The organism is Pelorhabdus sp. sgz311001 (assembly GCF_055901755.1).
On sequence record NZ_JBVXUT010000001.1, the window covers coordinates 1073460 to 1085661 of the forward strand.

Annotated in this window: 11 protein-coding genes; 1 reads left to right on the top strand and 10 read right to left on the bottom strand. The window is 40.8% G+C overall.

Annotated elements, in window-relative coordinates; all coding sequences use genetic code 11:
* From miaB to AC0MXB_RS05565, 6 genes are all read right to left on the bottom strand, one after another.
* The gene (gene miaB, locus AC0MXB_RS05540) at nt 1-1347 is read right to left on the bottom strand and encodes a tRNA (N6-isopentenyl adenosine(37)-C2)-methylthiotransferase MiaB (RefSeq protein WP_474038612.1); all 1347 of its coding nucleotides are present in this window, start codon (nt 1345-1347) and stop codon (nt 1-3) included.
* A 96-nt stretch (nt 1348-1443) separates the two neighbouring features.
* A complete protein-coding gene (locus AC0MXB_RS05545; RefSeq protein ID WP_474038613.1) occupies nt 1444-2367 on the bottom strand; it encodes a DMT family transporter in 924 nt (307 codons plus the stop codon).
* 182 nt (nt 2368-2549) lie between these two features.
* Nucleotides 2550-3725, bottom strand: a complete 1176-nt coding sequence (locus AC0MXB_RS05550) for an MFS transporter (RefSeq protein ID WP_474038747.1) — start codon at nt 3723-3725, stop codon at nt 2550-2552.
* Nucleotides 3726-3765: 40 nt separating this feature from the next.
* The gene (locus tag AC0MXB_RS05555; protein WP_474038614.1) at nt 3766-4950 is read right to left on the bottom strand and encodes a CaiB/BaiF CoA transferase family protein; all 1185 of its coding nucleotides are present in this window, start codon (nt 4948-4950) and stop codon (nt 3766-3768) included.
* Nucleotides 4951-5110: 160 nt separating this feature from the next.
* Complete coding sequence (locus tag AC0MXB_RS05560; RefSeq protein WP_474038615.1) at nt 5111-5851, bottom strand: LytR/AlgR family response regulator transcription factor; 741 nt, start codon at nt 5849-5851, stop codon at nt 5111-5113.
* Nucleotides 5820-7448, bottom strand: a complete 1629-nt coding sequence (locus AC0MXB_RS05565) for a LytS/YhcK type 5TM receptor domain-containing protein (RefSeq protein WP_474038616.1) — start codon at nt 7446-7448, stop codon at nt 5820-5822. The genes AC0MXB_RS05560 and AC0MXB_RS05565 overlap by 32 nt, the downstream gene beginning before the upstream one ends.
* A 150-nt stretch (nt 7449-7598) precedes the next feature.
* Between AC0MXB_RS05565 and AC0MXB_RS05570 the strand changes: the two genes are divergently transcribed.
* Nucleotides 7599-8534 carry an AEC family transporter gene (locus AC0MXB_RS05570; protein ID WP_474038617.1) on the top strand — a complete coding sequence of 312 codons (936 nt, stop codon included), beginning with the start codon at nt 7599-7601 and terminating at the stop codon, nt 8532-8534.
* 3 nt (nt 8535-8537) lie between these two features.
* Here the strand turns inward: AC0MXB_RS05570 and AC0MXB_RS05575 are convergent, their stop codons facing one another.
* From AC0MXB_RS05575 to AC0MXB_RS05590, 4 genes are all read right to left on the bottom strand, one after another.
* Entirely contained in the window at nt 8538-8888 is a 351-nt protein-coding gene (locus AC0MXB_RS05575) for a DUF3870 domain-containing protein (RefSeq protein ID WP_474038618.1), read from the bottom strand.
* A gap of 18 nt (nt 8889-8906) precedes the next feature.
* Nucleotides 8907-9731, bottom strand: a complete 825-nt coding sequence (locus AC0MXB_RS05580; protein WP_474038619.1) for an Asp23/Gls24 family envelope stress response protein — start codon at nt 9729-9731, stop codon at nt 8907-8909.
* A 126-nt stretch (nt 9732-9857) separates the two neighbouring features.
* Nucleotides 9858-10703 (bottom strand): PHP domain-containing protein, encoded by an 846-nt coding sequence (locus AC0MXB_RS05585; protein WP_474038620.1) that lies wholly within the window; start codon nt 10701-10703, stop codon nt 9858-9860.
* Complete coding sequence (locus AC0MXB_RS05590) at nt 10696-12180, bottom strand: leucyl aminopeptidase (protein WP_474038621.1); 1485 nt, start codon at nt 12178-12180, stop codon at nt 10696-10698. Before AC0MXB_RS05590 ends, AC0MXB_RS05585 begins: the two co-directional genes overlap by 8 nt.
* Nucleotides 12181-12202 lie beyond the last annotated feature (22 nt).

Genomic DNA, 12202 nt, shown 5'->3' on the forward strand with positions numbered 1-12202 from the left:
CTACTTACTTAGAGAATCAATGCGGGTTCCTTTAAGTACCCAAGTTTGCGCTTTATCAATTTTTACGGAAATAAAATCGCCAGCTTGTTCCGTAGCGCCCTTATCCCAAAGAACAATTTTATTCGTTCTCGTACGTCCTGTATACACAGTTGGATCATTTTTACTAGGACCTTCCACAAGTACTTCGACGACTTCGCCTGCTAGCTTTCGATTCAAAGTGAGACTGACCTCATTTTGTACTTCCATCAGGCGGTTTAGTCTATCTTTTTTTACATCTAATGTCACTTGTTCATCAAAGGTAGCTGCTGGCGTTCCCGAACGTTTCGAGTACAAGAATGTATAAGCCGCATCAAATTGAATTTCTTTAATAAATTCTAAGGTTTCTAAAAACAGTTCTTCCGTTTCGCCAGGAAAACCTACAATTAAATCGGTCGTAAGACTCGCGTGAGGAATCTTATGGCGAATTGTTTCTACAATCTTGCGATAGGTGTCGCGCGTATACCCTCGATTCATGCGACGCATAATTTCATTGCTGCCAGACTGAATGGGCAAATGAAAATGCTCGCAAAGAGTTTTGCCTGATGCAATCGCTTCAATAACCTTTTCATTCATGTCGCGAGGATGTGATGTCATATAACGAACTCTTGGAACAGAGCCGGCCTGATCCACCGCGGTAAGCAGATCCGCAAAGTCAAAGCCAAAATCAGCATCTTTTCCATAGGAATTTACGTTTTGCCCCAGCAGCATAATCTCTTTAAAGCCATCACGACCCAAATCGGCAATTTCAGCTAGAATATCTTCCGGTCGGCGACTACGTTCCCGTCCACGCACATAAGGGACAATACAATAGGTGCAAAAATTATTGCAACCGTACATAATAGGTACCCAGGCGTTTAGCTGGCCATGACGTACCGCTGGCCCTTCTTCCCCAAAGGCTGGCGATTGCTCCCAAACGGCTACAATTTTTTCTCTGGTTGTTTCGATTTTTTCGATCGCTGCAACAAGCTGGTCAGCGCTATTTGTTCCTAAGACAAGATCAACATGAGGCGCTTTTTTTAACAGTTTTTCTCGATCCTTTTGGGCCATGCAGCCAGCAATTGCTAGAATCAAATTAGGATTTAACGCCTTAAGGCGTTTAAACTCCCCGATTTTTCCGTAGATTTTCTTTTCGGCGCTTTCTCTAACACAACAAGTATTTATCAAAATTAAATCAGCCTGCTCCTGCGAATCCGTTGCTTCATAGCCAGCTTGGCGCAGCTGTCCTTCTAATTTTTCCGAATCCGCTTGATTCATCTGACAGCCATATGTATAAATGAGACTATATTTTGTCCCGGTCTGTTGATCCATGTTTATCCCTCAATTTCCTTTGTTTTATACTAAAAAACTAAACTATCACCTTATTATATATCAAGCTCTGCCGACAAAACAAGTTGCGAAGAATGATCATACGTCAGAACTGCGGCAAACTTTTAACTTGCTTTGCGCTTTCCTTGTTCTGGGAAAACGCCCAGTAGTCAAATAAACACCGCTGAACACAAGTAAACCACCAAGCCCTTGCCATACAGACAAGCTTTCGCCAAGGGAAAAACCAATCAGTGCCGTAAAGACAGGTATTAAATTTAAAAAGATACCTGCCCGACTTGCACCAATTGCTAGCACGGCCTGATTCCAAAACACGAAAGAGCATACAGAGGGAAACAGTACCATATACCCAATGCCAAAGAAAGTCACTGGCTGAAGTTGCTGCCATTGGGGAAAATCGCTTAATGCCAAAGGAGCCATAAGTGCAACAGCGAAAGTTGTCGATAGAGCCGTTGCCGTTATAGGCCCACTTTGCAAGTATTTTGCCAAAAAAGAATAAGCAGTCCAAACAAGAACGGCTCCAAACATGAGCAAATCACCTTGGTTGAACGTAAGTGAGAGTAATCGCTCCCATTGACCATTCAAGAGCACGCTAACTACACCACATAATGATAAAACAAACCCCAAAAACTGCCATAATGAAAAACGTTCCCGATATAAAACAATCGAAGCAGCTACTAGTACAGCAGGATTTAACGACGCTACCAGGGATGCATTTGTCGGCGTCGTATAAGATAAAGCGGAATAAAGAATCAAATTATAAAAGATAACACCGAACAATCCCATAGCTACGAGCAACGGCCATTGCCTTAAGGCTTTTCGCCAATTAGGCTGTTCCAAATACCCGGCTAAAGGAAATAAAAACAATAACGCCAAAAGCCAGCGAAGAAAGGTAATCCATAACGGTGATAAATCAGCTATAACCACTTTGCCAAAAACAAAATTACCGGCCCAAAGAAAATTACAGATGACCAGCATAATAAGTACGCGATAAGACTGCAGCAAGCGTAATCACTCCACTCTAAAGAGACTTTTTATTAATAAATAGAAAGATGTTATTTTTATTTATTATACTCTATCAAGTCAAGCTTCTTAAATGAAAGGATTGGCATAAAAAAACAATCTTACCGTAATGGCAAGATTGTTTTCTCAATGATATTTTAAAATGATATTTTCATAGGAGTTAATTATTTTTTAGCAATGCTTACTAACCCTAATGCTCCAATACTAGCTAGAGCAGCAACACCGCCTAACAGGTAGAAAGCGGAAAGAAACGTTCCAGAGCTGTCAACAAGCGATCCCATAACCGGCGGCAAAATCATAACAGCAGCAGCGCCCCAGGTATTTACAAAGCCCATTGATACGCCAGGATTTGTCGGGAAAGAACCAGCGGCTTGCGCAAAAATAGGTCCAAATGGAAGAGCAGCCATAATACCAGTTAGCAGTATCGCCAATACAGCGACGGTAATACTATCAACCATGCCGACCCAAATAAAGCCAACAGCAAGTCCTACATGGGATAGGCATAACAGTTGTTTCGCTGTAAGCCATTTACGATCTAAAATCAATCCGCCAACAGGACGGCCTAAAATCCCAATTAGTAATACAAGCGCGCCAATCATTCCGGCGGTTTTGGGATCCAGATGAATATTCTTCTGCAATACCATGTTAATCCAGACACTGCAAGAAGTAACCGTTCCGAAAGAACCAACCTGAGTCAGCGCTAACAGCCATACATTGCGGTTGCCAAGTAACTCGCCCCAGTTAATTTTCTTCGGTTGTATTGTAATTGGTGTCCCTGGAGCCAAGAGAACCCATAAAACAGCAAGAATAGCAGCCATAGTACCTGTTAAAAAGAAAATGCCCTGCCAAGCAAGCAGTCCTAAGAGTCTCGGAATGACATAAATGACAAAACCTGCTCCAAGTAAAATCGAACCGCCATACACACCTTGCGCTAAAGCAATTTCCTTACCGGCAAAAAAGGTTGGAACATAACGCAGACCAGCTTGAATCGCGGAACCAGTACCAATGCCAGTAATAAATTTAAATAAAAGAATCTGTTCATAACTGCTAGCCATACCTGTTAAGATATTGCCAATCGCAATTACAACAAGACCAAAGGTTCCTACCCGTTTTGCGCCGAACTTATCGGACATGGCGCCACCAGGCATTTGCAACAATGAATGAGTAAAAAACACCGCAGTGGTAAACAGTCCGGCCGCCCCTAAGGTAATACCGAGAAGCTGCACTAAGGTTGGAATAAGTGGTCCATGATTTGTATAGTTACAAGATAAAACAAAGCCTAGTAGGGTCGCCCAGAACAGTGCTGACCATCGTTGTTTCCAAAAATCCTCCTGTTGCATCAAGAGAATCAACTCCTTGTTTTCGAATAGACTTTACTGATTAGAGAACGCCCTGTTCCTTGAGAGCTGCTACTTCTTTTGCTGACAAGTTCAGCCATTCAGCTAAAATTTCTTCGGTATGCTGTCCCAATAGTGGTGCCGGAATTTCTACTGAACCAGGAGTTTCTGACAATTTAATCGGAAGGCCTGGCATTTTCAGACTACCAGCAATAGGATGTTCTACTTCTACGATCATTTCACGAGCCGCAATTTGTGGATCTTTCAATACGCGATCTACCGTATTGATTGGACCGCAAGGAATACCGGCTTCATCAATCACAGCCAACCATTCGTCAACTGTTTTATCAGGGAATATCGTATCAAGAATTGCTTTTAAGGCTTTTTGATTTTTCGTACGCTGTGAGTTTGATACAAAGCGTTCATCTTCGATTAATTCCACTTTACCAATCAAATTGCAGAATTTCGACCAGAGACGATCATTGCCAACAGCAATGATTACATAGCCGTCTTTTGCTTTAAATGCTTCAAAAGGCGTAATGGAGGGATGACGATTGCCGATTGGGCCGGGAGCAATGCCTGATGTTACATAACGGGCGATGGCGTTTTCCAAAATAGCTACTTGGCAATCGAGCATAGCAACATCGACCTTTTGACCAACACCGTTAATAGCGCGATGATAAAGAGCCGTCAAAGTTCCAATCACAGCAAAAAGACCGGCAGTAACATCGCCAACAGAAGCGCCTACCCGAGTAGGTTCGCCATTTTCCTGGCCAGTAATGCTCATAATACCGCCCATACCCTGCACAATAACGTCATAAGCTGGTTTTTTGCTATAAGGTCCCGTATGACCAAAACCGGAACAAGCTGTATAAATAATTTTAGGATTAATTTCTTTTAAAACATCATAGCCAAGACCAAATTTTTCCATGGTACCAGGACGATAGTTTTCCAAAACAACATCGGCCTTTTTGACCATTTCTTTAAAAATTTCTTTTGCTTTTTCTTCTTTCAGATTTAAAGTCATGGAGCGTTTGCCACGATTCAAGCTCATAAAATAAGCACTTTCTTTACCAACAAACGGACCGAAAGCACGCGAATCATCACCTGTATTCGGCGTTTCAATTTTAATAATGTCAGCGCCAAAATCAGCCATCATCATCGATGCATAAGGACCAGCCAGTACACGTGTTAAATCTAATACTTTTACATTTTCAAGTGGTTTCAATGAAAACTCCCCCATTCTATATTAATCCTGATAAAGCCTGAAAATTAAAGAGTTCATGGCTTTGTCTGAATTATATCAAAACTATTTTATGATAAAAGCGCTTTACGCATGAAATACCAAAAATCATGCGCAAGAGTTCATTTTTCACTACTAACATGCATTATAAAATACCCATAATTTGATTGAACTGTTTAATATAATGTCTCGCCACAGGAATATTTGTTTCCTTGCAGTCCTCTAGAGCTAGTACATAGGTATTATTAAACCAAGGAATAATCTCTTCTATTTTATCAAGATTGACTAAATAACTTTTATGGGTGCGAAAAAAGCGCTGCGGCTCCAAAATTTCAGCTAACTCTTTTAATGTCGACTTTGTATAATAGATTCCCTGCTCTGTATACAGCATCGTTTGGCGTTTTTCATCAGAACGAGCAAAGAGAATTTTAGCTGGGCGCAGCACTACGATACGATCCGAAGACCATACGCAGATATTCCCTGATTTTAAAACAGCAGTTTCTGTTTTATTATCCATAAAATTTTTAAACTTTTTCAGTTTTTGTACTGTCGCTTCCACTCGCTCTAGCGAGTAGGGCTTTAAAATATAATCAACCGCATTCAACTCAAAGGCTTTTACGGCAAATTCGCTAAAACCAGTGCAAAAGACAATTTGCGGTGGATTTGGCAAGTCTAGCACTTCTCCCGCTGTGACAAGACCATCTTGGGAACGCATCTGAATGTCCAAAAAAATAACATCCGGCGAAGTTGCTTCGATTATCGGTTTTACTTCTTCGCCATCATCACATTCTTTCACAATTTCAATACCGTCAATTTTACCTAAAATATATTTCAACTCTTCTCTTGCCGGAAGTTCATCGTCCACAATAATCGCTTTTAGTTGCATTTTCTATACCACCTTTTAAAGGAAAAGGAATACAAACTCTTGTTCCTTCGCCAATTTCACTCGTAATGATCACACCGTAATCTAAACCATAAATTGCCTGCAGCCTCTGGTGCACATTGGAAAGGCCAATACTTTTTCGATTTGGGTCACTTTTTAGACTTGCATCAATCAGCTCCCCGCTCATACCAACGCCGTTATCTTCAACAATCACCCACTGCTGTTCGCCATGTATTTCATAACGTAAAGTAATGGTTCCCCCTTTCCGTTTTGGATAGAGCCCATGACGAATGGCATTTTCGACAATCGGTTGCAATATTAAAGGAGGCACAGAAAGTCGAAGATCTGTCGGTAAGTCACAATACACATTCAATTTTCCTTGAAAACGAGCTGCTTCAATCTTAATATAAGCCTCTACATGCTGCAGCTCTGTTTGAATATCAACAAAGTGGTCCAAATGAGTCAAATTATTCCGATAAAATTCCCCTAAGCTAAGTAATAAACTGCGTGCTTCTTCGGGCTCTTTACGACAATAATAAGCAATCGTATTTAAGGCATTAAATAAAAAGTGAGGATTAATTTGCGCTTGCAGCGCTTTAATTTCCGCTTGCGCTCGTAATGCGGCCTGTTGCTCCCCATTGCTTAATTCAATTTGCGTAGAAATAAGCTGTCCTAAGCCCTTTATAAGCTCTGTTTCAAAGGGAGTACTGCTATTCGGAACTTCTTTGTAAAAAATGAGTTCGCCAATTTCTTTTTCTTGATTTTTTAGAGTAGATGAAATACTGGTACCATAGGCTGTCTCCGGCGTTTGCCTTGGGTTTTTAGCAACAAACGCTAACAACTCCTCTTGCGAACGGATCGCTACAGCATCAAGATTTTTCACTTGCTTCATAATAGTCTGGACCGTAACAGCTGCTGATGTTTCAGTTAGGCCTTTCCTAAGAAAATGAAGCGTCTCTTCAGCTATTTTTAAGGCGACAAAAGCAGCGTTTCCCTCAATATGAGCTTGTTCTGCCCGAATACTGTCAAGCATTGCCATAAAGGTGGCAATTCCCAAAGGATTGATAAAGAGCATATAGGGCGCTATTGTCATGACAAACACAGCCGACCTTTCGAAAGGCGGTGACAAAAGCAATAGAAGCATATGAATCGTTTCTAAACAAAATCCCACGAGTAAGGCAGCTGGCCAACGAATGGGCATAGTACGAAACGTAGAAGCCAACAGCCCCGCCAGAAGTCCTTCGATCACTGCCGATATGGCGCTAGTATACATGGTGAGACTATCCAGTCCCAACCGATGGATGCCAGCAATAAGACCGGCACCGGTTCCCACCAGCGGACCGCCGATCAGTCCGCCAATAATGACTCCGATCGCTCTGGTATTTGTAATTCCGTCAGGAATATAAAAGCCACTGTACGTCCCGAGAATTCCTAAAAAGCCAAAAAAAAGAATCTGGGGAATTTTTTCAGTAATTGTTGTTTTCTCTAGTAAAATGGAAAAACGGAATAATTTTGTTCGTGTCAATAAAAAAACAAGACCCAAAATAAAGGCCACGCCTGTTACTAAGTGACTAAAACTATAATCAATACTTTCTGGCATAAAAATCCTCCGCTAGACGCAATAAAAAAGATGTACTGATAGTAAGTACACCAAAAATAGCTTCATTGACAATTTAAGGAACAGTGCCTACAATCAAAGAGAAAAGAATGAAGAGATTTGCGGAAAAATTCGAATCAGGATGTGGTACTTATGGTCTTTATTCAAGCTCTAGAAGGTATATTCACTATTATCGCAATCGTAATAATTGGCTACTACTTAACAAAAAAGGGCTGGTTTCCGGAAGAAACCAGTAAAGTTTTTCCAAAGCTAGTAAATTTTATTGCCTTACCAGCTTACATGCTATGGAATTTAGCAACAGCCTTTAATCAAGAAAAACTTCTTGCTGTAATTTACGGGATTGCTGTTCCTTTTCTTTCCATGCTGCTTTGCTGTATTCTCAGCATTGTTGTTTCTTATTTATTAAAAGTTCCGCCAAAACGCCGCGGTGTCTTTCGCGCCGTATTTTTTTGTTCCAATTCCGTTTTCATAGGAATTCCGGTCAACTTAGCGCTGTTTGGTGATACGAGTATTCCCTTTGTACTATTGTATTTTATTGTAAATGCGCTCTTTTTCTGGACAGTTGGTAATTATTTTATTGGCAAAGACGGCGCCATGGCTGAAGTCCGTCTCTTTAGCCTACAAAGTCTTAAAAATATATTTTCACCGCCGCTCCTTGGCGCCCTTGCCGGAGTTGCTATTATAGTAAGCAACATATCGCTGCCCCACTTTGTCGTCAATACCACAAAATATCTTGGTGGCATGACAACGCCTTTATCTCTTTTGTTTATCGGCATTGTCATGAGTAGAATAAAGCGCAGTGACTTGCGTTTCGATCGAGATGTAGTAGCTATTTTAATCGGCCGTTTTCTCATTTCTCCGCTTACCGTTCTATGTATTACTCACTTTATTGCCATACCGGAATTAATGAAAAAAGTATTTGTAATTCAGGCTGCTTTACCAGCGATGACGCAAGTCACTATTATCTCTAAATTTTACGAGGCCGATTCAGAATATGCGGCTATTTTAACAGCCATTACTACACTCGCTGCAGCCATTGTTATTCCTTGTTATATGATGATTTTATAAAAATTAATCAAGCAGGCTAGGAATACTGCCTTCTTGAAAGCTACGCAGTTTATCATAAATAATCCGTACTGCCGTAATCAAGGCTTTTTTCGCACTGCCTTGATAGGTTTGATCAATCGTTCTTAAAATTTTATCAGGACCATTTTTAAGGGAACTGCCCACTAAAATCTGAGCCACATGTTTACGGGCTAGAGCTGTAGCTAAAGTACAATCAGCTTCCACAATAACTCCCGTATCTACATTAATTGTTACAATAATACCGACAACCTTATACATTTCACTTGCTGTAATTCCTGTAGGTAGCTTAGCATAGCCGGAAAATAAAATCACTTGCTGGGCAGTTTTTTTCTCCATATCCGTTCCCCCTAATGATTAATCAATACTTAAACGTTTTACGTCTACATTGATTTCTTCTACATTCATGCCTGTCATAAATTCAACCATATCTTTCATTTTATACTGCGCTGCCTTTACTACAGAATGAATTGAGCAACCATACTGTAATACCATATCCACTGTAATGGAAAGACCTCTTTCCCGATCATGGGAATTTTTAATTTGAATTTGCCCAGTGCGAGTAACACCGTCTTGTTCACTAGCTACTTGCTGCACAATACTGGCAATCGCAGCATCGGAAATCAACAATTTTCCATAATAGCTGAAAGTGGGGCGAATAATTGATTTTTCTCCTAGCTTATGCCGTTTAGATCGGGATTTTCTAAAAAAGATTTCTAATGGATCAATTAGATAGCCAGAAAAATGTGGTTTCAATTCAATCGTTGGAACAGGTATAATATGTTTTCCGTCGCGAATCCGACTTTCTCTGGCTTTAGCCATTTCAGCAGCTGTTGCAATCTCATCAATTTGGATATATTGCTCGACTTCCGGCAAGGCAAGAACATGGACAATTTTCTTAACCATGTTCTTAGAAGTTCCTAAAATTAGGATTTTTTCACAATTAGCTGCCTTTATTGCATCTCTTACTTCTTTGGCATGTTGCTCGTCCATAAAAATAGCGCGACGAACTGCCTGTATTTTACTTGCTTCCCGCTTCGCCGAATAACCCGCTAAAATTTTGCTACCTTTTATCAACAGTCCATCATCAATAATGGTATCCGCATGATGCTCGTGAGCCACAATCAAAGCCCGATGACTTTTTCCCGTTCCGCTGGGCCCGACTAAGGCGATCACCTTCATTCAATAGCCTCCTAATGTATAAATTAAAAGAATGGAAAGTTCGAATGACAAGAGGATAAGCGACAGAAACTCTGTCGCTTATTGTTTTATTATTGCTAGATTCTACATAAACCTCAAATTCCCTGTTTACAGGTTTAGGGAATGATTCAGAAAATTGACAGGTAGTTGTTCCGCTAAGGATTCTTCAATCATAAAAATGCCCAATTTTTCGGGAAAACGCCCTGGTATTCCATGAAAATCAGAACCACCTGTTTGCAACAAACCGTATTCTTCGGCAAGATTTTTATATTTTTCCACATCTTCCGCTCGATGGGTCGGATGATAAACCTCCAAACCGTCAATGCCCGCTTTGATGACCTGTTCCACCAAGGCGTCGTCATAAACCATAGCCGGATGGGCTATAACTGCAATTCCACCGCTTTGATGAATTAAATCAATGGCTTCCTGCGGCGTCATTTTATAGTGAGAAACATAAGCAGGCCCATTAGTATGAAGCACTTTATCAAAGACTTCAGAAATCGTTGAGAAATATTTCTTTTCCAATAAAGCCCTAGCAATATGTGGACGGCCAATTGCCGTACCGTCGCCTGCAATCTCTAATACTCGTTCATAAGAAACAAAGTAACCAAGATCAGAAAGTTTTCTGATCATCTTTTGCGCCCGCACAATACGATCATCTACAAGTAATTTAAGTTGTCTAGTTAGCTCTTCATGAAATAGGTGAATATGATAGCCTAAAATATGAATCTCATGGTTTGGAACATCTGTACTAAATTCAATACCGGGAATAATCTTGACTGAGGATTTTTGCCAAGAAGGCGACTCAACAAGCTGAAGTAGACCATCAATTGTATCATGATCTGTCAAGGCAATAGTGCTAAGGCCAGCGGCCTTGGCCGCTGCTAAAATTTCTTGCGGCGAAAACCGTCCGTCTGAAGCCGTAGTATGAATATGTAAGTCTGCTTTACTCATGGCTTAAAGACTCGAACAACTTGACTAATGTAAATACCCCGGCCCCGGTCGCCCCTTTTACTTGATAGCCTTGATTTTTTTTGGTTGTTACTACACCAGCAATATCAATATGAATCCAAGGTGTATCGCCAGCAAAATGTTGTAAGAAGCAAGCAGCTGTACTCGCACCGGCTTCCCGTCCGCCGGAATTTTTAATATCAGCTACTTGACTTTTAATCAAGTCCTCATATTCCTTAAACAAAGGCAGTTGCCACATTTTTTCGCCGGTTTCCTCTGAAGCATCTAAAAGTTTTTGACCCCATTCTTGCTTGTTGGTAAATACACCAGCTGCAACAGCTCCCAAAGCTACGACACAAGCTCCCGTCAACGTAGCTACATCAATTAACTTAGTAGCGCCTTTTTCTTTGGCATAAGTAATGGCGTCAGCTAAAATCAGCCGTCCTTCAGCATCAGTATTCACAACTTCAATTGTTTTTCCACTCATAGCAGTAATTATATCACCAGGTCGATAGGCAGAGCCTGAAGGCATATTTTCAGTACAAGGCATGATTGCCATGACATTAATCTTAACTTTCAATTCAGCAAGTGCTTTAATTGTGCCTAATACTGTAGCGGCACCGCCCATATCGTCTTTCATTTCTTCCATGCCACTGCTTGGTTTGAGCGAAAGTCCGCCACTATCAAAGGTAATTCCCTTGCCAATCAGGGCAATACATTCTGAATGATCAGGATTTCCCTTATACTCTAAGACAAGTAGTTTGGGCTTTTCTTCACTTCCCTGTGCTACAGCTAAAAATGCGTTCATTTTCTGCTCTTCCAATTGTTTACGTCCCAAACAATCAAAAACTAGGCCGCATTTTTTTGCTATAGCCTTGGCTTTTGCCTCCATAGCAGAAGGCGTCATAACTGCTGCTGGTTCATTGACAAGCTGCCTTACAAGCTTCACATTTTCGCTGAGAATAAGACCACGCTCTACTATCTGAGAAAAATCTGCCGGCTCTTCGCCGCCGACAAAAGAGCAGGTCTTCACAGTGGTACTTTCTTTTTTAGCCTTATATTGGTCAAACGAATAAGAACCTAAAATAAGCCCCTCGACGGCATGGGAAATTACAGTAGCGTCTGTCGTCAAAACATCGTCTAGCAGCAAAACAGTTACCTTTTTAGCCTGTTCCTTTTTTAAAGCTTTTGCTGCAATACCAAATAATTGACGCCATTCATTTGACTTTAAAGCCGTTTCACCACGACCTAAAAATAAGATTTGTTTTGCTTTAACCATACCGAAAGTATATAAAAAGGTGGCAGTGCCAAAATCCTTTTTGGTGCTATCTTCCTTAAGGAAAGAAAAAAGCTGATCATTCATTCGGCGATCAGCCTCCGGTAAAAATAAGAAATTCTGATCTATAGCCGCAGGAGGTATAATCACTAACGTATCACAAGGAATCGCTTCAGGATTTATGGTAGTCCATTCAAAATTCATCTTTCTCGCTCCCTTCTCTACT

Coding starts and splice junctions, on each gene's coding strand:
- miaB (WP_474038612.1), bottom strand. CDS start 1,347: ATGGATCAACAGACCGGGACAAAATATAGTCTCATTTATACATATGGC.
- AC0MXB_RS05550 (WP_474038747.1), bottom strand. CDS start 3,725: ATGCAACAGGAGGATTTTTGGAAACAACGATGGTCAGCACTGTTCTGG.
- AC0MXB_RS05560 (WP_474038615.1), bottom strand. CDS start 5,851: ATGCAACTAAAAGCGATTATTGTGGACGATGAACTTCCGGCAAGAGAA.
- AC0MXB_RS05565 (WP_474038616.1), bottom strand. CDS start 7,448: ATGCCAGAAAGTATTGATTATAGTTTTAGTCACTTAGTAACAGGCGTG.
- AC0MXB_RS05570 (WP_474038617.1), top strand. CDS start 7,599: ATGGTCTTTATTCAAGCTCTAGAAGGTATATTCACTATTATCGCAATC.
- AC0MXB_RS05575 (WP_474038618.1), bottom strand. CDS start 8,888: ATGGAGAAAAAAACTGCCCAGCAAGTGATTTTATTTTCCGGCTATGCT.
- AC0MXB_RS05580 (WP_474038619.1), bottom strand. CDS start 9,731: ATGAAGGTGATCGCCTTAGTCGGGCCCAGCGGAACGGGAAAAAGTCAT.
- AC0MXB_RS05585 (WP_474038620.1), bottom strand. CDS start 10,703: ATGAGTAAAGCAGACTTACATATTCATACTACGGCTTCAGACGGACGG.
- AC0MXB_RS05590 (WP_474038621.1), bottom strand. CDS start 12,180: ATGAATTTTGAATGGACTACCATAAATCCTGAAGCGATTCCTTGTGAT.